The organism is Halomicrobium sp. IBSBa (genome assembly GCF_017612575.1).
Taxonomy (GTDB): Archaea; Halobacteriota; Halobacteria; order Halobacteriales; family Haloarculaceae; genus Halomicrobium.
This window is the reverse complement of record NZ_JADPQC010000003.1, coordinates 23,995-46,050: the sequence shown is the minus strand read 5'-3', so window position 1 is coordinate 46,050 and position 22,056 is coordinate 23,995. Positions and strand designations below refer to the sequence as shown.

Genomic DNA, 22,056 nt, shown 5'->3' with positions numbered 1-22,056 from the left:
CAAGGCGACGGGTCGGGATAGGCCTTCTCCCGTGGCTCGTTCCCGTCTTCGCACTCCGGACTAGTCGGCTCCGACGGCGTCGATCGCGCGTCCGACGAGCCAGGCCAGCGCGAGGAGAATCGCCACCACAGCCGCCGTGGCGACCGGGCGAGCCCGCCCCTCGCGGACGAGTGCCGTGGCCAGTCCCGCGGGTCGCAGCGTCGTCGGCGACCCACCGACAGTCGTCCCGATCGGGCCGTCGGCGCTGGGACCGGTGGTGGCGACGACGGCGTCGTGGACCGTCACGTCGACGGACAGGTCGGTCGTCGAGAGGAGCCTGCCGACGCCACCCTCGGGCAGCGAATCACGCAACGCCAGCGCCGCCGAGAGCGTCGGTGCGTCGACGACGAGCCGGTTCCCGCGATCGCGGACGTAGTACTCGTGGCCGTCGACGGTCAGGGTCAGCTCCGCGTCGACCGACAGCGGCGGGAACCGATCAGTCTTGCTCACGGGTCGTGACCCGGAGCGTTCCGTCGACTCGCCAGTGAGCGTGGTCGGCGTCGTCGCCGGTGCCGCTTGGCACGTCGACTTCCATATCCTCGAACTCGTACGTGATCTCGGCGTTGCGGCCGGTCAGGCGGTCGTAGAGGCTGATCGCGAGGTCGGGCCAGGTGGTCGTTTCGTCGATGCGCTCTTCGGGATTGTCTGTTTGACTCACGAGAAACGTGTTCTCACTGAAACTACTTAAACTAATGACCAAACAGTGGGGAGACCGGCCGATCAAGACAGATCGTCGGTGTCGACCAGCCCCCCGTCCCCGGAGAGTGCGCGTCCGGCCAGCGCCGCGACGGCGGCGACGCCGAGCGCGACCGCGAGTAGTCGCACGATCGAACGCCCGCCGTCGTCCTCGTCGTCGGCCCCGTCCGCTCGTTGTGACTCCGGTTGGCCACCGCTGTAGGGGGCGTTGTTCGTGATCGTCGCGTCGTCGAGGTGGAGTTCGAGGAACGTAAACTCGGCCATGGCGGCGTTTCGAACGGGCGACACTTATCGCTTCGCCCGCAGGTCTCTGGCAAGATACATGGCGGATGCCGGCGAAAGCCCGGCCATGGACGAGGACCGACGCAGGTTTCTCGACGAACTGCTCTCGACCGCCACGCCCTCCGGCTACGAGACGGCGGGCCAGCGAGTCTGGATCGACTACGTGGAATCGTACGCCGACGAGGTGAGAGTCGACGACTACGGCAACGCCGTCGCAGTGCTGAAGGGAAGCGGTGACGCCGAGGTCGCGCTGGCGGGCCACGGCGACGAGATCGGCTTCATCGTCCGGGACGTGACCGACGACGGCTTCCTTCGGATCGACCGCATCGGCGGCTCGGACAGCACCGTCTCGCGGGGCCAGCACGTCACCGTCCACACCGACGACGGCCCGATCGACGGCGTCGTCGGACAGACGGCGATCCACCTTCGAAACGGCGAGGACGACGACGTGCCCGGGATCAACGAACAACACGTCGACATCGGGGCCGAGGACGGCGACGAGGCCGAACAGTTGGTCTCGCGTGGCGACCCGATCACCTTCGAACAGACGATCAGCGAACTGCAGAACGGCTACCTCTCGGCACGCGGGATGGACAACCGAATCGGCATCTGGGCGGCCGCGGAGGGACTGCGCCGGGCCGCAGAGACCGGTACCGACGCGACGGTCTACGCCGTCTCGACGGTACAGGAGGAAGTCGGCGTCCAGGGCGCGAAGATGGTCGGCTTCGACCTCGATCCGGACGCCGCGATCGCCGTGGACGTGACCCACGCGACCGACCAGCCGGACTCGCCGGGAAAGCGCTCCAGCGGCGTCGCGCTCGGTGACGGCCCGGTGATCGCCCGCGGGAGCGCGAACCACCCCGTGCTGGTCGACGCGGTCAGAGACACCGCCGAGACCGAGGACATCGACGTGCAGTTGCAGGCGACTGGCAACCGAACCGGTACCGACGCCGACGCCTTCTACACGTCGCGTGGCGGGATCCCGTCGCTCAACGTCGGTCTCCCCAACCGCTACATGCACACCCCCGTCGAGGTGATCGACCCGGCAGACCTCGAAGCCGTGGCAGACCTCCTGGCCGGCTTCGCGGCCCAGGCCCACGCGTTCGCGCCGTTCGGCGTCGACCTGTGAGTTCGCAAGCGGTACGTTTATACACTCGTCGCCAGCCCGTTGGGGTATGAGTGGACGACCGCTCGACGTGCTCGAGGCGTCACTGGGCGAGACAGTCACCGTACATCTCAAGGGCGGCGAGCTGTACGAAGGTGAGCTCTCGGGCTACGATCAGCACATGAATCTCGTCATCGAAGACGAAGACACAACGATTATACGCGGCGACAACGTCGTCTCTATCAAACCATGACTGGTGCAGGAACTCCGAGCCAGGGTAAGAAGAACACCACGACGCACACGAAGTGTCGTCGGTGCGGCGAAAAGTCCTATCATACAAAGAAGAAAGTCTGTTCGGCGTGTGGCTTCGGTAACTCGGCCAAACGCCGCGACTACGAGTGGCAGAGCAAATCCGGCGAATAACCCAACATGCACGAAAAGTGCGGCGTCGTCGGCATCGCACTCCAAGACCGTGACGCCGCCCGCCCGCTTTACTACTCTCTCTACGCGCTCCAGCACCGCGGCCAGGAGTCGGCCGGTATCGTCACCCACGACGGCTTCCAGCAACACAGCCACGTCGAGATGGGGCTGGTCGGCGACGTCTTCGACCCCGACGATCTGGCGTCGCTGAACGGCTCGAACGGGATCGGACACGTTCGCTATCCGACGGCCGGCAGCGTCGACTCCTGCTGTGCGCAGCCGTTCTCGGTCTCGTTCAAGTCCGGCTCGCTGGGACTGTCCCACAACGGGAACCTCGTCAACGCTGACGAGATTCGCGACGAACTCGCGAACCTCGGCCACGCCTTCACGAGCGACGGGGACACGGAGGTCATCGCCCACGATCTGGCCCGGAACCTCCTCGAAGCCGACCTCGTCCGTGCGGTCAAGCGGACGATGTCACGGATCCACGGCTCCTACGCCCTGACGATCTCTCACGACGACACCGTCATGGGCGTTCGTGATCCGGAGGGCAACCGACCGCTGTGTATCGGCAAGCTCGACGACGGCTACGTGCTCACCTCTGAGTCGGCCGCCATCGACACGCTCGACGGCGAGCTCATCAGAGACGTCAGGCCCGGCGAGCTGGTCGTGCTCCACGACGACGGCACCGGCTTCGACAGCTACCAACTCGTCGAACAGGAGAACACGGCCCACTGCTTCTTCGAACACGTCTACTTCGCGCGCCCCGACTCGACCATCGACGACAATCTGGTCTACGAGGTGCGGCGCGAACTGGGCCGGAAACTCTGGGACGAGTCCGGCGTCGACAGCGACGTCGTCCTCCCGGTGCCCGACTCCGGGCGGGCCTTCGCTTCCGGGTACGCCGAGGCGGCCCAGGAGAGCGGCGTCGACATCGAGTTCGCCGAAGGGCTGATGAAAAACCGGTACGTCGGCCGGACGTTCATCATGCCGACCCAGGACGAGCGCGAGCGGGCAGTACGGCTCAAGCTGAACCCGATCAAGTCGACGATCAAGGGCAAGACCGTCACCATCATCGACGACTCGATCGTCCGCGGGACGACGTCGACGCAGCTGATCGAGCTGCTGAAGGACGCGGGCGCGGAGGAAGTCCACGTCCGCATCGGTGCCCCGGCGATCATCTCGCCGTGCTACATGGGCATCGACATGGCCACCCGCGACGAGCTGATCGCGGCCGACCGGTCCATCGAGGAGATCCGCGACGAGATTCAGGCCGACTCGCTGTCGTATCTCTCGGTCGAGGCCATCGCACAGAGCCTCGACAAGGGCCAAGACGAGCTGTGTCTTGGCTGTGTCACCGGCGAGTACCCCTACGACATCGAGGGCGAGGAGACCGACCGCGAGGTCGACCGCCCCGTCATCGGCGACCAGACGATGGAAGCCGACGACTGAGCCCCGCGATCTTCTTCCGACCGTCTCAGAACAGCCAGTACAGCATCGCGTAGACGACAATTCCGAGGGCGAACGAAATCAGCCACAGGCCAGCCGCTGCTTTGCCGACGCGCGGGTGTGGCGTGTCCGGTAGCTCGGCGATGGGATGGCCGTACGCCAGCAAGAGCGCGTAGTACACCAGCGGGATGCAGACGATCGCGAGCAGGATGTGGACGGCCAGCACGGGGAAGTAGACGTACGTCTCGATCCAGGCCGGCGCGCTCTCGGGGAAGCCGGTCGGGCCGAGCAGCGAGACGCGGTACAGATAGAGGACGAGGAAGGCGACGAACAGCGCGAACGTCGTCGCCATCAGTCGCTTGTGGCGGCGAACGTCGCCACGCTTGATCGCACGGACGCCGACGACGATCGTCCCGATCGCGGTCGCGCTGATCGCCGCGTTGGCGTGGGGAATCGCCGCCAGGACGGAGTCGGGCGCTGCGGGCAGCGCCGTCGCGGGACCGACCCGCAAGACGGCACCGAAGACGAGCGCGAGCGAGACGATCGTCAGGAGGGTCGTCAGGATCCCGGTACGCTCTCGGACCAGTCGTTCCATGGGCGGCAGTTGGTCCGCGCGGACAAGGCGGTTGCGTTCGTGGAACGCCACGGCTTTGGGACGCCCCCACGGAGAGAGCGACATGCTCGAAGCCGGAGCCACCGCCCCGACGTTCGAACTGCCAGATCAGGACGGCGAGACCGTCGCACTCTCGGAGTACGAGGGCCAGCGCGTCGTCCTCTACTTCTATCCCCGAGCCGACACGCCGGGCTGTACGAAAGAAGCCTGTGGCTTCCGCGACGAGTGGGACGCGTTCGCGGATCGAAACGTCGCCGTCCTGGGAGTCAGCGACGACCCCGTCGACGACCTGGCGGCCTTCGCGGCGGAGTACGACCTCCCCTTTACGCTCCTGTCGGACGAGGACGGCGCTGTCGCCGCCCGGTACGACTCCTACGGAGAGAAGAACATGTTCGGAAACACCTTCGACGGCGTCTTCCGGAACACGTACGTGATCGACCCCGACGGCGTGATCGAACGCGTCTACGAGGGCGTCTCGCCCGAGGGACACGCCGAGGAGATTCTGACTGACCTCGACTGACGCGGCCGATCGCTACCACGCCCCACGACATCATGTCAAAATAACATACAAGTTCGAGGGGAGACCACCGTCGTCCATGTCCGACGCGTTCGGCCGCGCGATCCGCGACCACCACCGGGGAGAGCGGTCGGCTCCCCTGCTCGTGAGAGACGGCGACGACACCGAAGAACACCCCATCGAGACGTTCTACTTCGAACCGTTCGACGGCGAGAGCCACGGCGAGTGGCTCGAATCCTGGCTCGACGGCCCCCTGCTCGATCTCGGGGCGGGCACCGGCCGACACGCGCTGTACTTCCAGGAGCGGTTCGAGACCGTCGCCATCGAGCCCAGCGACGCGCTCGTCGAGACCATGCGAGAGCGAGGCGTCGAGGACGCCAGACGTGGCGACATGTTCGCGCTGCCCGACCGCTTCGAGCGCGACCGCTTCCAGTCGGCGCTGGCCATCGGGACGCAGATGTGTCTCGCGGGCTCGATGGACGGACTCCGGCAGTTTCTCGCCGATCTGGCCCGCGTCACGACGGCAGACGCGACCGCCGTCGTCCACAGTTACGATCCGGCCGCCGACGGCGTCGAAGAGCTCGTCGGCTACCGAGCGGACCCGACGCCGGGACTCGCCCACCGGGTGATGACCTTCGAGTACGAGGGCGGGACGAGCGATATTCTGCAGTTTCGACTGTTCGGTCCGGAGCGACTGCGAGAAGCGACGGTCCCGACTCCCTGGAGCGTCGAAGACGTGATCCGACCCAACTGGGACGGGAGCTACCGTGCGGCCCTCGCGAAGACGGACCAGAGGTCGTGACGGACGGCGATGTCAGAGCCGCCCGGTCCAGCCACACTCGGTGCAACTGCACAGGCCCTGTCCGTTGACCGTCGCCGCCGAGCAGATCGGACACGCCGCAGTCGGCTGGCCCCCGTCGGCGATGGCCCTCCCGGCGCTGGGCGGCGTCTCGGCCGTCGCGGGCAACTCCGGGTGGCAGTCGGGACAGACCCACTCGATACTCCGGTGGGTCATCGATTCGGCGTGTTTGCGGTGTCGCCACACTTCGCGGACGTCGCCGTCGCAGCTGTCACACTGTACCATGTTACCTGTACACATAGAGGGGTCGGTAAAACGCGTTTCCCTAATTGTGGTGTCGTGCATCTAGACACCTTATACGCTAATCTCTCCCGGTAGCTGTCCCAAGAGATAAACGAACGGCGAATATTCGCCCGTCTTCGTGAACAGAGCCGCAAACTTTCTGGCTCTGTAAATCACGTTCACCGTTTAAGTCCCATCCGGGAGTGGATTCGGTCGTGACCCTCCAGATAGGAACTGCGCTCGGCCGCGGAAGCCGACGTGCGCTGTCGACGAGTGGTATCGCCCTGATGGCATTGACCGTCGCGTATCAACTGGTGTTCGTCGGCTCGATCAACACGGCCGTCGCCGGTATGTTGCCGGACTCGGCCCAGCAGGGGCAGATCGGGCTGACGCTACCGATCTCGACGAGCGTCTCCGGGTTGCTAGCAGTGGTCTCGATCCTGTTCGGGACGTACGTCCTCCTCGTCGCGACGCGACTCCTCGTGCGGGAACCCGGCGAGCTGTCGTCGCTCCCGAGCGAGCTGTTCACCCACCGCGTCGGCCGGGCACTGGTCGCCGCCGTGGTCGCGAACGTCGTCGTCTCGATCACCGTCACGCTGGGTCTGATCGCGCTCGTCGTCCCCGGTCTCTTCCTGTCGGTGAGCTTCACGTTCGTCTTCTTCGCGATCGGCGTGGAAGATCAGGGGCCGATCAACGCGCTCCGACGGAGCTGGGAGCTCGCGACGGGCAACCGCTGGCGACTGTTCGGGCTCGTCTTGATCGTCGGGATCGTCGCGGGCGCGGTCGGTGGTCTGAGTTCCCTCTTCGCGATGGCTGGCCCGGCCGTCGGACAGATCGTGATCCTGACGATCATTTCCATCGTCACGATCGTCAACTACGGCATCCTGGCCGACGCGTTCGTCCAGCTCCGGACAGAAGCGGCGTCCGAGCCAAAAATCCAGTAAGTACGCGGTTACTGGAACTACGAGAAACACGTCGTCGCTGGCTTCTGCCACGATCTCGTAGCGGACACAGCCGTGACGGCGGACGATATCGTGCGGAGTGTTTTTAGCGTAGGTTTTTGCGAGCGGAGGTTCCCGCAGGGCCGAAGGCCCGAGGAAACCCGCCGAAGTAAAAAGGTACTACTGGAACGTTCGCGAGACCGTCTCGCCGTCGTCCAGTTCCGCCTCGGCGTGGTCGAACCGTTCTTCGATCTCGTCGTAGCGCTCTCGCACGTCTTCGTCGACGCTCGGTCCGACTTCGTCAAGCGCCTGCTGGAAGTGGTCCATCGTGATGCGGACGTTGCTGACGGAGTCGTCGATGTCGTCGGGATCGACGCTGTTGATGAACTCCCGGGTCGCGGCCATCGAGGCCTCGCGGGCGACCGCTTCGATGTCGGCACCGACGTATCCCTCGGTCTTCCGTGCGAGCTGGTCGAGGTCGACGCCGTCGGCCAGTGGCTTGCCACGGGTGTGGACCTGGAAGATCGCCCGGCGAGCGTCCTCGTCGGGGACCGGGACGTGGACGTGACGGTCCAGTCGACCGGGGCGAATCAGCGCCGAGTCGATGAGGTCGGGCCGGTTGGTCGTGGCGATCACGACCACGTCCTCCATCGCTTCGAGCCCGTCGAGTTCGGTCAGTAGCTGGGAGACGACCCGTTCGCCGACCTGCGAGTCGCCGCCGCCCGAGCCACGCTCGGCCGCGATCGAGTCGATCTCGTCGAAGAAGACGACGGTCGGGGCGTTCTCTCGGGCCTTGCTGAACACTTCGCGCACGCCCTTCTCGGACTCGCCGACGAACTTGTTCAGCAGTTCGGGGCCCTTGATCGAGATGAAGTTCGACTGGGCCTCGTTGGCGACGGCCTTGGCCAGCAGCGTCTTCCCGGTGCCCGGCGGACCGTAGAGCAAGACGCCCTTGGCTGCCTGCAGGTCCATCTGCTCGAAGACCCCGGGGTACTCCAGTGGCCACTGGATCGTCTCGCGCAGGCGCTCTTTGGTGTCTTCGAGGCCGCCGACGGACTCCCAGGAGGTGTCTGGGACTTCGACGAAGACCTCGCGCAGCGCGCTGGGTTCGATCCCCTTGAGCGCCTCTTTGAAGTCCTGCTTCGAGACCTCCAGCGATTCGAGCACCTCGGCGTCGATCTCGTCGGCTTCGAGGTCGATGTCGGGGCGGATGCGCCGCAGCGCGTTCATCGCGCCCTCCTTGGTCAGCTGTGCGAGGTCCGCACCGACGAAGCCGTGCGTGTTCTCGGCGTAGGACTCGAGGTCGATGTCCTCCGAGAGTGGCATGCCGCGGGTGTGGACCTGAAGGATCTCCTTGCGGCCCTCCTTGTCCGGGACGCCGATCTCGATCTCGCGATCGAAGCGACCACCACGGCGCAGTGCGGGATCGATGGCGTCGACGCGGTTGGTCGCGCCGATGACGATCACGTCACCGCGCTCGTCGAGCCCGTCCATCAGCGAGAGGAGCTGTGCGACGACGCGGCGTTCCACGTCGCCCTGGGTCTCGCCGCGCTTTGGCGCGATCGAGTCGATCTCGTCGATGAAGACGATGGCGGGGGCGTTCTCCTCGGCCTCCTCGAAGACCTCGCGGAGCTGCTCTTCGCTCTCGCCGTAGTACTTCGACATGATCTCCGGGCCGCTGATGGTCGTGAAGTGGGCGTCGATCTCGTTGGCGACGGCCTTGGCCATCAGCGTCTTCCCGGTGCCCGGCGGGCCGTGCAGGAGGACGCCTTTCGGCGGCTCGATGCCGAGTTGCTGGAACAGTTCGGGGTGGCGCATCGGCAGCTCGATCATCTCGCGGACCTGTTCGAGCTCGCTGTCGAGGCCGCCGATGTCCTCGTAGGCCACGTCCGGCGTGGCTTCGCCGCCGCTCTCGGTCGGGGCGTCGCCCGCAATCTGTTCGGCGGGCTTCTCGCTGACCTCGATGTCGGTCTGGTCGGTCACCACGACCGTCCCCGAGGGGTCGGTCTCGGCGATCCGCAGCGGGATCTTCTGGCCGCTCATGCTCGATAGCGGGCCGAGCCCGAAGCTCACGGGCACCGTCTGGCCCTGCGTGACCGCCTGGCCGCTGAGGTTGTTGCGGATCATCGGACCGACGTTGCCTCGAACCCGGAGGTTCTGGGGCAGGGCGACGGTGACCTGCTTTGCGACCTGTACGTCGGCCTTCTCGACCTCGATCTGGTCGTCGATGCCGACGCCGGCTTCCTGTCGGAGCTGGCCGTCGATTCGAACGACGTTCTTGCCGCTGTCTTCGGGGTAGCCGGGCCAGACGCGGGCGACCGCGCGACCGCCCTCGCCGTCGATGACGATGTAGTCGCCGTTCTCCAGGTCCATCTCGTCCATCGCTGCACGGTCGACGGCCGCGAGACCGCGTCCAGCGTCTTTCTGCTTGAGTGGTTTGACGGTAAGTTTCATCAGTGGGACACCTCGCTCATCTCGACAGTGAGAACCCCGTTCCGGATAAACGCTCGTGCGTCACCCGCCGGGAGATCGAAGTCGTACTGCTCGTCACCGACGACGACGATCGCGGTGTCGTCGACGACGTCGACCGTCGCATCGCCGGTGATACCGATGTCCGCCGCGAGAACGACCGCGTCGTCGTACTCGTAGCGTCGTAACGGGGCATCGCCGACAAGCTGCTGTTGGTCAGTCATGCTAACTACGAGTTAGTGAGACAAGTATATAAATGTTTCGCCAAAAATCGCAGTAAGGCGCTCGACCAGAGAAAGAACCCACTGATTGCGGTTCACACCGACGCCGGCCCCACCACTATACGGGACCCCGACGAAAGCGGTGGCATGGAGACGGTCGAACACCACGGACGGACGACGGCGTACCGGTCCGTCCCGGGCGAAGGCGAGAGCACCACAGTCCTGTACGTCCACGGCAGCGCCGGCACACACACGCTCTGGAGCCAGCAGTACGCGCCGAGTGGGCCGGCGTCGTCGGCCGTTGCGCTCGATCTGAGCGGCCACGGCGCGAGCGAGGACGTCGACACCCCACCGGGTGAAGCGACGCTGACGAGCTACGTCGACGACGTGGTGGCCGTCGCCGAAGCGACGGACGCGGCGGTCCTCGTCGGCAACTCGCTCGGCGGTGCGGTCGCACTGGCGACGGTCCTGCGACGCGCCGTCCCGCTCGACGGGCTCGTCCTTGCCGGCAGCGGCGCGAAGCTCCCGGTCGTCCAGACGCTACGAGACGATCTGGCGGCCGACTTCGAGGCGGCCGTCTCGTTCCTGCACGGCGAGGATATGCTCTTCCACGACCCGCCCGAACGTGCGCGCGAGCACTCGATCGAGACGATGCGCGCCGTCGGACAGGGAGTGACGCGCCGGGACTTCGAGACCTGCCACCGATTCGACGTGCAGGACCGACTCGGTGAGGTCGACGTGCCGACGCTGGCACTCTGTGGCGAGCACGACCGCCTCACACCGCCGTCGTACCACGAGACCCTCGCCGAGGAGATCCCGGCGGGGGAGTTCGAGACTATTCCCGGCGCTGCACACCTTGCGATGATCGAGCGGCCGGAAGCGTTCGACGACGCCGTCGCCTCGTTTCTCCACAGTATCGAGCAGTCACGGACGACGTGAGGCCGCTTCGGTCGTCGAAGCGGCTGTGAACGCTGAGTAGTGGGTGTGCGAAGTGACGGGCTCTCTCGGCGTCATTACGTCGGAACCACATTCGGAAGTACACCGGCCATCGTCAAGACCCAGTAGAGATTGTTCAAGTGGTGAGCGACGATCGCTCCGGTGAGGTTTTCGAACTTGACGCGCATCCCCGCGTACAGGAACCCCGAAAGCGTCGCCGAAACAAGCACCGAGACGCCCCCGGTCAAAAAATGGATTCCGCCGAAGAGTACACTCGACCCGACGATGGCCGTTGCCACGCCGTACCTCGAGCGAAGTGCGTCGAGGGCGACACCACGGAACAGATACTCCTCGACGATCGGTGCGATGGCCACGGAACTGACGACGAAAATAGCTGCCCCGAGTGACGAATCGAACGCGTCGGCGGTTCCACCACCGCTGCCGAAGACATCCGCAATGAACGTACCGATAGGATCGAATAGCAGCACCGTCACCAGCGTTGCTGCGATCACGGCACCGACCTCTGTCCGCTTCGGAATCTGTGTCGGAAACACCTCCGCCCGGACCGTCGGCGATAGCCGTAGAAGGAGCAATACGACGACGAGGGCACTGAGAAGTGAGTAAACACCGGTCGATAGGCGCGGAATCGGTGACTCACCGCCGGTCACGGTGAACACAGCAGTGAGCACGATAACCGTGAGAACGAACGGAGCAAACACCACACTGAGCCACCGCCATAGATTCGTCCGAAGGAGGATATCTTCTGTGGGGGACCGATCAGGGACCATAGAGAGGTGACTTATTGGATTGTAAATCAACATTTTGGTATCATATCTTCTATACCCCCGTCAAACGAACGAATTCGCCGCCGTCACGACGACCGAACGGCCTGCGCTCGATCAGTACAGGTCGTCCAGTTCCTCCTCGACGTAGCTGTGTTCTTCGGCCGGGAAGGTGCCGTCTTCGACGGCGTCGACGTACCCCTCGATCGCTGACGCCATCTCCTCGCGGACGTTGCCAAAGCGCTTGGAGAAGGGAGCCACGTCCTCGGAGAGGCCGATCACCTCGTCGACGGTCAGGACCTGGCCGTCGCAGTCGGGGCCGGCACCGATGCCGATCGTCGGAATGTCGATCGCGTCCGTGACCGCCGCGCCGAGGTTGGCGGGGACGTGTTCGAGGACGAGCGAGAACGCGCCGGCCTCCTCGTGGGCCCGTGCGAGTTCGACGATCTCCGTGGCCGACTCCTCGTCGGTGCCCTGGCGGAACAGTCCAGTCTCGTTCTCGCGCTGGGGAGTCAGTCCGAGGTGTGCCTGGACCGGGATGCCTAGTTGCGTCAGCCGACGGGTGAGGTCGACGGTGTGGGGGCCGGATTCGAGTTTGACCCCGTCCGCACCCGCCTCCTTGACCATGCGACCGCAGTTGTGGATCGCCTCGGCCTCGTCGGCACCGTACGAGAGGAAGGGCATGTCCGCGAGCACGAACACGTCCTCTGTGGCCCGCGCCACCGCAGCGGTGCGGCTGGCGATCTCCTCGACGGTGACCGGCAGCGTCGAGTCGTACCCCAGACGGAGGTTCCCGACCGAGTCGCCGACCAGCGCGATGTCGACGCCGGCCTCGTCGACGACCGCCGCGGTCGGTGCGTCGTAGGCCGTCAGCATCGTCACCGGCTCCTCACCTGCCTTCGCGCGAATGTCCTTGGCCCGCATGGCTTGGGCTGGGACGCCCCGGCGCATAAGCCCTGCCATGCACTCACAGGCACGCGCGTTCGACGGTTCCGTAACTGATTAGCGCCGGACACCACGAGTGTGTGCCATGCCACACGTCGAGGAGACGGACCCGGATGGCGTCGACTTCGGCTGGGTCATGCAGATGACCTTCGTGACGACCATCCTGGTCGGCGCACCGGTCGTCGCCACCCTCTCGCTGTTCGTCCAGTTGACGGGCTGGGCGGAGTGGGCCGAGTTCGCGATCCGGGTTGGTGCCGTCGTCTGGTTCTGTACCGCCGCCGGTGTGTACGCCTACGCACGCTACAGGGAGTGACGCTCGCGGACCCACTGGAAGTCCATCGACGCGCGTCGCGCGGCGGTCGCGTCGCTCTCCGAGTCGCCGACGAACAGAGCCGCCGACGGCGACACGTCGAACTCCGCAAGCAGCGCCCGGAGCGGGGCCGGATCGGGTTTGTACGCCGACAGAGAGTCTCGGCCGACGACGGCATCGACGTGGCCCTCGACCCCGTGGGTCTCCAGGGCGATCCGGCAGGCGGCCTCGCAGTTGAGCGAGCACACGCCGACGGGAACGTCCAGGGGCAGTTCGTCCAGCGCCGGGAGTCGTTCCGAGTCGCGCGCTCCCGGGCGTTCGTGATCGGCGATAGCCGACTCGACCGCGTCGCGGTGGCCCCGTTGCTCTGAGAGTTCGAGCATGTCCCACAGCGAGTGGCCCGCCGTGTCGACGCCGCGTGCTTGCAACACGTCGTCGACGTCACTCGCGACCGCGTCCCAGTCGACCGCCAGGCGCACGAGCGTGCCATCGAGGTCGTAGACGACGGCGTCGTAATCGGTACGCATACACGTGGGCAGGGTCCCGACAGAAAAGAGCGTTCGGTCGCTTCGCCGTCCCTAGCGGAGCGGAGAGACCGGCTGGTGGCACTACCGACGCGCACGGAGCGCCGTCGTGTCGGAAATCAGGAGAGGAGCGAGCGAGCGATGACGTTCTTCTGGATCTGACTCGTCCCCTCGTAGATCGTCGTCACCTTGGCGTCCCGATAGAACCGTTCGACGTCGAACTCTGTCGTGTAGCCGTAGCCGCCGTGGAGCTGGACGGCCTGCTGGGTCACGTCGACGGCTCCTTCGGTGGCGAAGTACTTCGCGACGCTGGCGCTCGCACGGGCGTCCTCGTCGCGGTCCATGGCTCGTGCCGCCGCGTGCGTCAGTTCGCGGCCAGCCCGGACGGTCGTCTCCATCTCCGCGATCGTGTGCCGGACGCTCTGGATGTCGCCGATCGGGCCGTCGAACTGCTCGCGTTCCGTGACGTAGTCGACGGTCTCGTCGAGGGCCGCCTGCGAGAGGCCGACCGCCTGCGCGGCGATCCCGACCCGTCCGCCGGTCAGGATCGACAGGGCCGCAGCGAGCCCGCGGCCCTCCTCGGTGAGTCGGTACCGGTCCGGGACGCGGACGCCATCGAGGGTCAGCGTCGTCGTGTCGCTGGCTCGCAGCCCCAGCTTCTCCTCTTTCGAGCCGACGGTCAGTCCGTCGCTGTCTTTCGGGACGAGAAACTGGGTGACCGAGTCCGGATCGTCCGGGTCGGTCTTCGCGAAGACGATCACGACTCCGGAGCGCTGTCCGTTCGTGATCCAGGCCTTCTCACCGTCGATCACGTACTCGTCGCCCTCGCGGCGCGCGACGGTCTGCATCTGGCGAGGGTTCGACCCCGCCTCGGGCTCGGAGAGGGCGAAGGCCCCGACCGGACGGCCCGCGACCATATCGGGGAGCCACGCCTCTCGGAGCTGTTCGTCACCGAACGTCGCGACACAGGAGGTCGCGAGACAGTGGACCGACAGCGCGGTCGCCACCGCCAGCGAGCCGTGGGCGACGGCCTCGTTGACGACGGCGTACGTCTGGCGGTCCACGTCGAGACCGCCGTAGGCTTCGGGCACCGTCAGGCCGGTCACGTCGATCTCGGCTAGCGTGTCCCAGGCGTCCTCGGGAAACGTCTGCTCGCGGTCACACTCGCGTGCGACCGGCCTGATCTCTTCGTCGGCGACTTCGCGGACGGTGTCACGGATCGCGCGCTGCTCGGACGAGAGCTCCATACGCTACGTACAGCCCCATTGCCAATAGGTGCCACGGCGTGACCGTCACTCGGTCAGCTCGACGTCGAGAAAGTCTTCGAGCTTGGCGACGACCGACCCGCCGACGCCGGCCTGCGTCGCGCGGCCCTGTTCGACGGCGAGAACGTCGGATTCGTCGACATCCAGCTCCTCGGCCAGCTCCTGGGTCTGGAGCCCCGCGTCCTGGCGCGCCTCGGTGACCACGGAGCCGTACTCGGAGACGAGATACGGGAGCTGGTCGTCCTCGTAGTTCGTGCCGTCCTCCCAGTGGGAGGCGTCGGACTGCTGTGCGTCGGCCATCTTGGCCGCGTTCTGGGCCGCACGGCGCTTTCGATCGGTGTCTCGGTCGCCACGAGAACCGTCCGACGACTCGGTTTTCGAGGTCTCGCCGTGCTGAGAGCAGTCCGCACACACCTGCAGCGTCGCCCCCGCCACGTTCGCCGTTTCGAGGTCGGCGTCGGACGCGCCACAGAGTTCACAGCTCTCGCCGGCGCTGCCACTGCCACTGCCGGTCGAGTATTTTGCCATGCGGGCCGTAGCGGACCGAACGTATTTGAAATGCCCGCTTTGTCGCGAGTGTGAGAGGTTCGCGCGGAGAGTCGCAAACGAAAGCGCTTTTACCCAACCACGGAATAGGACTGAATGCGCACGACGCAACGAGCGTGGGTAGCCAAGCCAGGCCAACGGCGCAGCGTTGAGGGCGCTGTCCCGTAGGGGTCCGCCGGTTCGAATCCGGTCCCACGCATTTTTGCCACGAACAAGCTCGTGAGTGGCAAGATCGTCCCGAGGATTCGAGCCCCAGAAGACGAGCGTGAGCGAGTCTTCTTCCGGTTCGAATCCGGTCCCACGCAGTTTCCGACTCGACTACGTCGGGAGGGTCGTCACGGAGTCGATATCGGTCGTCGGTACTGGGAAGACCACTCGAACGGTGCTATCAGAGACGAGAGAACGGCGGTCGCCCGCCCTGATTATAGCCATTGATAACTGGCCGACGCATTTATTACCATTCGCCGTCAATGCGTAAGTACGGCACCATCCCGGTGCCAGCACCCACCACCACCCACCACCCCTTTCCTACGCTTTTCACGATCGATAGCCGAAGCGCTCGTACGAGACACTGTCCTGTCGGTCGCCAGTCTCCCGTCGGCATAAATCCACGCGTACACCGTCGGCTCCTCACTGTCGTTCGGAGCACGATGGAAGGGGCGGGATTCGAACCACGCGAAGCCCTGAAGGGGACGACCGTCGACCGGTGCTGGAGTCGGTCCACGGCGCTCTACCACTGAGCCACCCTTCCGCGGCCTGTCATTGGGACGAGACGGCCATTAATCCTTGGACGAGATCTCAGCGTAGATCGAGTCTGCGTGCCGTCGAGCGTCCGCACGGACGGCGTCGCCGTCCACGTGTGCGAACGAGCCGTCGTCGTAGACGACCTCGCCGTCGACCATCGTGAACCGAACGTCGTCGCCGTGGGCGGCGAAGACGAGGTGCGAGAGCGGGTCGTGAACCGGCGTCGAGCGGGCGGTGTCCGTCGCGAGGCCGATCACGTCGGCGGGCCGCCCCGGCGCGAGAGCGCCCACGTCGAAGCCAGTCGCCTGTCCCCCGTGTTCGGTCGCCATCCGGAAGACGGTCGCGGCCGGCAGCGCCGTCGCGTCGAGTCCGTCGACCTTCGCCAGCAGAGCCGCCTGGCGCATCTCGGTGAACGGGTCGAGCGTGTTGTTGCAGGGAGGGCCGTCGTTGCCCAGCGCGACGGTGATCCCCCGCTGCAAGTAGCCCTCGACGGGTGCGATCCCGCTGGCGAGTTTCATGTTCGAGCTGGGACAGTGGACGACGGTGGTGTCGGTCTCGGCGAGGATCGCCCGCTCGGTCTCGTCCGTCCAGACGCAGTGGGCCAGCGTCACGTCTGGCCCAGTCAGCCCGACCTCGTCGAGCCACTCGACGTTGCGCATGCCCGTCCGGTCTTCGACCGTCTGGATCTCGTCGTGGTTCTCGCTGGCGTGCGTGTGGATGCGCACGTCGTCGTAGGCGTCGGCGAGGTCGCGGGCACCCCTGAGACAGCGCTCGGTACAGGAGACGGCAAAGCGCGGCGTGACGGCGTAGCGGATCCGGTCGTCGAAGGCCCCGTGATACCGCTCGATGAGGCGCTCGGACTCGGCCAGTGCCGCGTCGGTGTCCTCTTGGAGCGCCCCGGCGTCGTGGTCCATCAACACTTTCCCGAGCAGGCCACGGATCCCGATCTCGCCGGCTGCCTCGAAGGCCTGGTCGGCGTGGGCGACCGAGAGGTGGTCGACGACGGTCGTGACGCCGCTGGCCAGACACTCCATGTAGCCAAGCGTCGCCGCGGTCCGCATCTGTTCGGCGTCCATGGCGGCCTCCATCGGGAGGACGTGGTCGAAGAGCCAGTCCAGCAGCGCTTCGTCGTCGGCGATCCCCCGACCGAGGCTCTGTACCGAGTGGACGTGCGAGCCGACCAGCCCCGGCGCGACGATGTCGAACGACCGACTGTCGTGGTCCGGATACTGCTGGGCCAGGCGCTTGCGGTCCCCGACGGCGACGATTTCGTCGCCGCTCGTGACGACCGCGCCGTCCTCGTAGACGGTGTCGCTGTCGGCGACGACGGTCCCGGTGAGTCGCATCACCACGAGGGAAGTGTGCCACTGCCTAAGCGGTTGGGGTCGAGAAAACGCGTCGACGAGTCGGCTCTACGGACGACCGGCGATCAGGTCGTGGGTCGCGTCGACATCGGCGAGTGCAGTCGACGCAGTGGCGACGAAGTGGTCAGTACGACCGCTCTTTGGGTTCGTACTCTTTCCACTGGCTCTCGAGCAGGACCGGCTTGTAGTACAGCTCCGGCGTCCCGTCGTCCCAGGCCAGCATCGTGTGCTTGATCCACTCCTCGTCGCGTCGTTCCTGGTACTCCGCGCGCCAGTGAGCGCCGCGGAACTCTTCGCGGGCCAGCGCGCCGAGCGTGATCGCTTCGGCGACGTCCAGAATGTTTCGCGTCTCGATGGTGTGGATCAGGTCCGTGTTGTAGGTGCGCGACGGGTCGGCGACGGCGACGTCCTCGTAGCGCTCGCGTGCGCGCCGGAGGTCACGCAGCGCGTCGTTGAGACTCTCTTCTTCGCGGAAGACGTTGACGTTCTCGGTCATCGTCTCCTGGACGTTCGAGCGGACCTCGGCGTGGTTGATGCCGTCTGCTTCCAGCAGCGTCTCGATTCGCTCTCGCTCCTGCTGGACCGTGTGCTCCAGGGTCTCCTTGGGCTCGACCATCGCGCCGTCAGCCCGGAGGTCTGACGAGGATCGCGATCCGTCGGATCGCTCACCGCCGTCTGCGGCCACGTCCCCGTCTCCAGTCTGGATCGCACCCGGCTGGACTGGCGGCGACACGTCGCCGTCCTCGCTCTTGGCAGAGCGACCGGTCTCGATCTCGGCGGTCTTCATGTCCTTGCCGGCGGCGTGGTGTCCGGCGCGTGCGCCGAACACGAGCAGTTCCGGCAGCGCGTTGCCGCCGAGACGGTTGGCACCGTGCAGCGAGACACAGGCCGTCTCACCGGCGGCGTAGAGCCCGCTGATACAGGTCTCGCCGTTCTCGTCGGTCTCGATGCCACCCATGGCGTAGTGCTGGCCGGGCTTGACCGGCATCGGTTCGTCGAGGCCGTCGACGCCCTCGAAGTCCTCCGCGAGGTGGAGGATGTTCTCCAGGCGATCGAGGATGCGCTCCTCGCCCAGATGACGCATGTCGAGGTCGACGTACTCGTCCTCGATGCCACGACCCGCGTTGACCTCGGTGAGTTCGGCCCGCGAGACCACGTCACGAGAGGCGAGTTCCCCGTCGTTGTTCGCGTAGCCGTGTTCGAACATGAACCGCTCTTCGTCGTCGTTGTAGAGGATCCCGCCTTCGCCACGGACCCCCTCGGAGATGAGCACGCCCGTCGACGGCAGCGTCGTCGGGTGGAACTGGATCATCTCCATGTCTTCGAGCGGGACGCCCGCGCGGTAGGCCATCGCACAGCCGTCGCCGGTGTTGGCGACGGCGTTCGTCGTGTGATCGAAGGCCTGTCCGAGACCGCCGGTCGCGAGGATGACGCCGTCGCGGGCCCAGAATCCCTCAACGTTGCCGGTCGCGATCTCGTAGGCGACGGCCCCGTGACAGTGGCGATCCTCCGGGTCGTCGTGGTCGGTGACGGCGAGGTTGGTGACGTACCACTCGTCGTACACCTCGATGCCTCGTTTGACGACCTGTTCGTACATCGTGTGCAGCAGGTGGTGGCCCGTCTCCGCACCGGCGTAGGTCGTCCGCGGGAACGACATCCCGCCGAACGGGCGCTGCGAGACGCGGCCGTCGTCCTCGCGGGAGAACGGCATTCCCCAGTGCTCGATCTGGACGACCTCTTCGGGAGCGTCCTGGGCGAAGGTGTCGATCGCGGGGGCGTCCCCGAGATAGTCCGACCCCTTCATCGTGTCGTAGGCGTGGAGTTCCCAGTCGTCGCCCTCCCGCAGTGCTGCGTTGATGCCACCCTCGGCCGCGCCCGTGTGGCTCCGGACGGGGTGGAGCTTCGTGACGAGTGCCACGTCGGCACCCTCTTCGTCGGCTGCGATCGCCGCTCGGAGGCCGGCACCGCCGGCACCGACCACGATCACGTCGTGTTCGTGCATTGTTAGTCTCCCTTAGGATTACCAGAACTTGAGGTTGTTCTTGACTGCTTCCCGTTTGAGCTCCTGGATGTGCTCGGTCAGTGGGATGTCCTTCGGGCACACCTCGGTACAGGAGAACTGCGTCTGGCACCGCCAGACGCCGTGTTCTTGCTCGATGATGCGGAGCCGTTCCTGCTTGCGCTGCTCGCCCTCGCGTTCGTCCATCGCGAAGCGGTAGGCCTTGTTGATCGCCGCCGGCCCGAGATACTCGTTGTCGCCGGCCGCGATGTTACACGAGGACATACACGCGCCACACCAGATACAGCGCGTGGACATCTTGATCTTCTCGCGGTTCTCGCGGTCCTGGCGCTGCTCTTCGAGTTCGTCGTCGGGCAACTCGTCGGCGTCGAAGTACGGCTCGACGGCCTCCATCTGGTCGTAGAAGTGCTCCATGTCGACGACCAGGTCCTTGACGACTTCCTGGTGGGGCAGCGGCTCGATCCGGATCGTCCCGGCGTCGAGGTCGGCGATCTGGGTCTTGCAGGCCAGCCGCTGGCGACCGTTGATGAAGAGGGCGTCGGAACCACAGACGGCCTGCCGACACGAGTGTCGGAAGGTCAGCGACGAGTCGTAGTGGTCTCGCGAGTAGATGAGCGCGTCGAGGACGGTCATCCCCTTGTGGAAGGGGACGGTGAAGTCGTCGAAGCGCGGCTCTTCTTTCCCCTCGACTTCGGGGTCGTAGCGGAAGACTTTGAGCGTGACCGTCTCCTCCGAGGAGTCGATCTCCTCGTCGACGCGCTGGTCCTCTCGGGACTGGGTCCGCTCGCGTTTCTCTGCCCGGCGGCGCTCGCCCGGTGATTCGACGGTCGGCTCGGCCGACTCGTCGGTCGTCTCCTCTGTCTCTGTCTCCTGTTCGATCGTACTCATGGTTAGATCAGGTTGGTCATGGCGACGGCGACGCGGGTTCCCTGTGCGATCAGCAGGACACCGGCGACGATCAGCACCCACTTGACCGCCCGCTTGCGGGTCCCGGTCAGCCCCTGGTTGATGAGGGCGTTGTAGACGCCGTTGACGCCGTGGAAAGTCGCGGTCACGAGGAACAGCCACATCGTCGTGAAGTAGCCGATGGAACTCATCCGCGTGGTCGTGCCGGCCAGCGTCACCTCGGCCGCGTGGTTGACGAAGTGCAGCAGCATGAAGTGGAAGGCCAGCACGCCCACGAGGAACACGGCCGTGACCCGCTGTAGCAGCCACCGCGATCCTTTGCGTTCGAAAGAGGAGTAGTGTTCGGCCATTAGACGAGTTTCCCCCCAAGGAACGTCGGGATGCTGGCGACGACGATCGCGCCCGTCAGCACCATCGACGCGTAGAAGCTCTTGTCCTGTGCTTCGAGTCCGATCCCCAGATCGACGAACAGCAGTCGGAGCCCGTTGAGGATGTGAAAGACGGCGACGGCGAGCAGGCCAACCTCGAGGAAGCGAACGACGAGCAGGGCTTCGAGTCCCTGCAGGGTGCCGTTGTACAGTGCCTCCCCCTGGATCGCCGTGCTCAGCACGGCGATGTGGGTAAAGAGGTAGCCGACGAGTACCCAGCCGGTGAACTTGTGGAAGATCCACGCCCACATCCCGGCCGAGAAGTCCCGCCACCGTCCGAAGTCCTCGACGGTGCCGCGATTGTAAGACTGACTCATACACCCAGCACTTGGAGCGGGGACAAATAGAAGTTACTACAACGTACGCGCGCTCCCGGCAAACATGATCGGTAGTTCACGTTCTGCGTGACACGTCGCTCACGGGCGATCGTCGATCCCGCCGTTGCGCTCCAGGGCGCGCTGGGTCCGGTCGTCGAGTTTCACGAGGTGACAGAGTGGGTTGCCGGGGTAGACGAGCGGGTTCTCCAGCACCCCGACCAGCAGCCCGGTGAACGGCGCTTCGACGACCGTCCGGTCAGTCTTGAAGGGGTTGGCGATCGTACAGATCGGCTCGCCCGCCTCGACGAAGGCACCGCGGTCGAAGTGCATGTCGACGAGGCCACCAGCGTCGGCCCGGATCCACGTCTTCTCGTCGCTCCCGTCGATGATCGTCCGCCAGCCCGGCCAGTGGACGGACGCGCTGGGCAGGAGGCCGAACTCCGCCAGGACAGAGCGGACGCCGACGAGCGCCCGGTCGATCAGTGGTCGCTGGAAGCGGTGGGCTTCCCCCATCTCGACGGTGACGGTCGGGACGCCCGCGTCGGTCGCCTCGCGGCGCAGCGTTCCCTCTGGACCCTCCGAAGCGATGACGACGTTCGTCGCGAACGACTTCGCCAGTCGCGCGACCCGCTCGTCCGCCATGTCGGCCCGCACGTGGAGCATGTTGGTCCGGCCGCGCGTGGAGGTGTGGAAGTCGAGCCCGTAGTCACACGGTGCGACGAAGTTCCGGAAGATCTCGTTGGCGATCCGCTTTGCACCCGTCGAGTCGTCTCGGCCCGGAAACGAGCGGTTCAGGTCCCGGTCGTAGACGGGGAGATATCGCTGCTGGGCGATGAAACCCGGGACGTTCAGGACGGGACAGCAGACCAGCGTCCCACAGAGATCGGCGAGGTCCCACTCGTGGGCGACCTCGCGGACGACCTCGACGCCGTTGAGTTCGTCGCCGTGGGCCGCCGCCGCGAGAAACAGCCTCGGGCCCGCACCCTCGCCGTTGACGATCGTGACCGGCATCCGGACGGGATCGCCGAGGTACGTCTCGCTGACCGTGTATCGAATGTTCTCGGTCTCGCCGGGGTCCACCCGTCCGCCGTCGTAGGTGAACGGCCGCGCTTCGTCCATAGCACTCAATCGACGCC

Annotated in this window: 27 protein-coding genes and 2 tRNA genes; 10 read left to right on the top strand and 19 right to left on the bottom strand. The window is 65.9% G+C overall.

Annotated features, from left to right (window positions below):
* Positions 1–60: 60 nt before the first annotated feature.
* From IL252_RS09815 to IL252_RS09805, 3 genes are all read right to left on the bottom strand, one after another.
* Positions 61–489 carry a hypothetical protein gene (locus IL252_RS09815; protein WP_208627857.1) on the bottom strand — a complete coding sequence of 143 codons (429 nt, stop codon included), beginning with the start codon at positions 487–489 and terminating at the stop codon, positions 61–63.
* Positions 476–697 carry a hypothetical protein gene (locus IL252_RS09810; protein ID WP_153553227.1) on the bottom strand — a complete coding sequence of 74 codons (222 nt, stop codon included), beginning with the start codon at positions 695–697 and terminating at the stop codon, positions 476–478. Before IL252_RS09810 ends, IL252_RS09815 begins: the two co-directional genes overlap by 14 nt.
* 62 nt (positions 698–759) lie before the next feature.
* Entirely contained in the window at positions 760–999 is a 240-nt protein-coding gene (locus IL252_RS09805; protein ID WP_208627856.1) for a hypothetical protein, read from the bottom strand.
* A gap of 85 nt (positions 1,000–1,084) precedes the next feature.
* Here IL252_RS09805 and IL252_RS09800 point away from each other — a divergent pair, with 85 nt between their 5' ends.
* From IL252_RS09800 to purF, 4 genes are read left to right on the top strand one after another with little or no spacing between them, the layout of a single operon-like run.
* Positions 1,085–2,146, top strand: coding sequence for a M20/M25/M40 family metallo-hydrolase (locus IL252_RS09800; RefSeq protein ID WP_208627855.1), 1,062 nt, complete (start codon positions 1,085–1,087; stop codon positions 2,144–2,146).
* Positions 2,147–2,192: 46 nt separating this feature from the next.
* Positions 2,193–2,375: an LSM domain-containing protein gene (locus tag IL252_RS09795; protein ID WP_015763052.1), complete on the top strand. Its 183-nt coding sequence runs from the start codon at positions 2,193–2,195 to the stop codon at positions 2,373–2,375.
* Entirely contained in the window at positions 2,372–2,545 is a 174-nt protein-coding gene (locus IL252_RS09790; RefSeq protein WP_015763051.1) for a 50S ribosomal protein L37e, read from the top strand. Before IL252_RS09795 ends, IL252_RS09790 begins: the two co-directional genes overlap by 4 nt.
* A gap of 6 nt (positions 2,546–2,551) precedes the next feature.
* The gene (gene purF / locus IL252_RS09785; protein ID WP_208627854.1) at positions 2,552–3,994 is read left to right on the top strand and encodes an amidophosphoribosyltransferase; all 1,443 of its coding nucleotides are present in this window, start codon (positions 2,552–2,554) and stop codon (positions 3,992–3,994) included.
* Positions 3,995–4,019: 25 nt separating this feature from the next.
* Here the strand turns inward: purF and IL252_RS09780 are convergent, their stop codons facing one another.
* Complete coding sequence (locus IL252_RS09780) at positions 4,020–4,586, bottom strand: DUF420 domain-containing protein (protein WP_208627853.1); 567 nt, start codon at positions 4,584–4,586, stop codon at positions 4,020–4,022.
* Between the two features lie 82 nt (positions 4,587–4,668).
* Between IL252_RS09780 and bcp the strand changes: the two genes are divergently transcribed.
* Positions 4,669–5,124: a thioredoxin-dependent thiol peroxidase gene (gene bcp, locus IL252_RS09775; protein WP_208627852.1), complete on the top strand. Its 456-nt coding sequence runs from the start codon at positions 4,669–4,671 to the stop codon at positions 5,122–5,124.
* Between the two features lie 76 nt (positions 5,125–5,200).
* Positions 5,201–5,923: a class I SAM-dependent methyltransferase gene (locus tag IL252_RS09770; protein WP_208627851.1), complete on the top strand. Its 723-nt coding sequence runs from the start codon at positions 5,201–5,203 to the stop codon at positions 5,921–5,923.
* 12 nt (positions 5,924–5,935) lie between these two features.
* Here IL252_RS09770 and IL252_RS09765 read toward each other — a convergent pair whose 3' ends face one another.
* Positions 5,936–6,205: a hypothetical protein gene (locus IL252_RS09765; RefSeq protein ID WP_208627850.1), complete on the bottom strand. Its 270-nt coding sequence runs from the start codon at positions 6,203–6,205 to the stop codon at positions 5,936–5,938.
* Positions 6,206–6,489: 284 nt separating this feature from the next.
* Here IL252_RS09765 and IL252_RS09760 point away from each other — a divergent pair, with 284 nt between their 5' ends.
* Positions 6,490–7,146 carry a hypothetical protein gene (locus tag IL252_RS09760; RefSeq protein WP_244257007.1) on the top strand — a complete coding sequence of 219 codons (657 nt, stop codon included), beginning with the start codon at positions 6,490–6,492 and terminating at the stop codon, positions 7,144–7,146.
* A gap of 177 nt (positions 7,147–7,323) precedes the next feature.
* On the opposite strand, the gene IL252_RS09755 is transcribed toward IL252_RS09760, so the two are convergent.
* Together IL252_RS09755 and IL252_RS09750 are read right to left on the bottom strand one after the other, a co-directional pair.
* Entirely contained in the window at positions 7,324–9,597 is a 2,274-nt protein-coding gene (locus IL252_RS09755; protein ID WP_153553218.1) for a CDC48 family AAA ATPase, read from the bottom strand.
* On the bottom strand, positions 9,597–9,836 hold the full coding sequence (locus IL252_RS09750; protein WP_153553217.1) for a hypothetical protein: 240 nt from the start codon (positions 9,834–9,836) through the stop codon (positions 9,597–9,599). Before IL252_RS09750 ends, IL252_RS09755 begins: the two co-directional genes overlap by 1 nt.
* 144 nt (positions 9,837–9,980) lie before the next feature.
* On the opposite strand from IL252_RS09750, the gene IL252_RS09745 reads away from it, so the two are divergent.
* Entirely contained in the window at positions 9,981–10,772 is a 792-nt protein-coding gene (locus IL252_RS09745; protein WP_208627848.1) for an alpha/beta fold hydrolase, read from the top strand.
* Between the two features lie 74 nt (positions 10,773–10,846).
* On the opposite strand, the gene IL252_RS09740 is transcribed toward IL252_RS09745, so the two are convergent.
* Both IL252_RS09740 and panB read right to left on the bottom strand, forming a co-directional pair.
* On the bottom strand, positions 10,847–11,557 hold the full coding sequence (locus IL252_RS09740) for a CPBP family intramembrane glutamic endopeptidase (RefSeq protein ID WP_208627847.1): 711 nt from the start codon (positions 11,555–11,557) through the stop codon (positions 10,847–10,849).
* A gap of 111 nt (positions 11,558–11,668) precedes the next feature.
* A complete protein-coding gene (gene panB, locus IL252_RS09735; protein ID WP_208627846.1) occupies positions 11,669–12,475 on the bottom strand; it encodes a 3-methyl-2-oxobutanoate hydroxymethyltransferase in 807 nt (268 codons plus the stop codon).
* A 106-nt stretch (positions 12,476–12,581) separates the two neighbouring features.
* Here panB and IL252_RS09730 point away from each other — a divergent pair, with 106 nt between their 5' ends.
* Positions 12,582–12,809: a DUF5822 domain-containing protein gene (locus IL252_RS09730; RefSeq protein ID WP_208627845.1), complete on the top strand. Its 228-nt coding sequence runs from the start codon at positions 12,582–12,584 to the stop codon at positions 12,807–12,809.
* On the opposite strand, the gene IL252_RS09725 is transcribed toward IL252_RS09730, so the two are convergent.
* The 3 genes from IL252_RS09725 to IL252_RS09715 all read right to left on the bottom strand — a co-directional run bounded on the left by IL252_RS09725 (position 12,797) and on the right by IL252_RS09715 (position 15,123).
* Positions 12,797–13,333 (bottom strand): HAD family hydrolase, encoded by a 537-nt coding sequence (locus tag IL252_RS09725; protein ID WP_208627844.1) that lies wholly within the window; start codon positions 13,331–13,333, stop codon positions 12,797–12,799. The two genes, IL252_RS09730 and IL252_RS09725, sit on opposite strands and share 13 nt — an antisense overlap.
* Before the next feature lie 116 nt (positions 13,334–13,449).
* Positions 13,450–14,577 carry an acyl-CoA dehydrogenase family protein gene (locus tag IL252_RS09720; RefSeq protein ID WP_153553211.1) on the bottom strand — a complete coding sequence of 376 codons (1,128 nt, stop codon included), beginning with the start codon at positions 14,575–14,577 and terminating at the stop codon, positions 13,450–13,452.
* A 45-nt stretch (positions 14,578–14,622) separates the two neighbouring features.
* Entirely contained in the window at positions 14,623–15,123 is a 501-nt protein-coding gene (locus IL252_RS09715) for a multiprotein-bridging factor 1 family protein (RefSeq protein WP_208627843.1), read from the bottom strand.
* Positions 15,124–15,255: 132 nt separating this feature from the next.
* On the opposite strand from IL252_RS09715, the gene IL252_RS09710 reads away from it, so the two are divergent.
* Positions 15,256–15,340: transfer RNA gene (locus IL252_RS09710), tRNA-Leu, on the top strand.
* A gap of 452 nt (positions 15,341–15,792) precedes the next feature.
* Here IL252_RS09710 and IL252_RS09705 read toward each other — a convergent pair.
* From IL252_RS09705 to IL252_RS09675, 7 genes are all read right to left on the bottom strand, one after another.
* Positions 15,793–15,892 (bottom strand) — tRNA-OTHER (locus tag IL252_RS09705).
* Between the two features lie 28 nt (positions 15,893–15,920).
* Complete coding sequence (locus IL252_RS09700) at positions 15,921–17,231, bottom strand: 5'-deoxyadenosine deaminase (protein ID WP_208627842.1); 1,311 nt, start codon at positions 17,229–17,231, stop codon at positions 15,921–15,923.
* A gap of 142 nt (positions 17,232–17,373) precedes the next feature.
* A complete protein-coding gene (locus IL252_RS09695) occupies positions 17,374–19,251 on the bottom strand; it encodes an FAD-binding protein (RefSeq protein ID WP_153553208.1) in 1,878 nt (625 codons plus the stop codon).
* A gap of 18 nt (positions 19,252–19,269) precedes the next feature.
* Complete coding sequence (locus IL252_RS09690; RefSeq protein ID WP_170094079.1) at positions 19,270–20,157, bottom strand: succinate dehydrogenase/fumarate reductase iron-sulfur subunit; 888 nt, start codon at positions 20,155–20,157, stop codon at positions 19,270–19,272.
* Positions 20,158–20,159: 2 nt separating this feature from the next.
* Complete coding sequence (locus IL252_RS09685) at positions 20,160–20,525, bottom strand: succinate dehydrogenase hydrophobic membrane anchor subunit (RefSeq protein ID WP_170094078.1); 366 nt, start codon at positions 20,523–20,525, stop codon at positions 20,160–20,162.
* Positions 20,525–20,920 carry a succinate dehydrogenase, cytochrome b556 subunit gene (gene sdhC, locus IL252_RS09680; RefSeq protein ID WP_015763031.1) on the bottom strand — a complete coding sequence of 132 codons (396 nt, stop codon included), beginning with the start codon at positions 20,918–20,920 and terminating at the stop codon, positions 20,525–20,527. Before sdhC ends, IL252_RS09685 begins: the two co-directional genes overlap by 1 nt.
* Positions 20,921–21,019: 99 nt before the next feature.
* Positions 21,020–22,039: a succinylglutamate desuccinylase/aspartoacylase family protein gene (locus IL252_RS09675; RefSeq protein ID WP_208627841.1), complete on the bottom strand. Its 1,020-nt coding sequence runs from the start codon at positions 22,037–22,039 to the stop codon at positions 21,020–21,022.
* Positions 22,040–22,056: the final 17 nt, after the last annotated feature.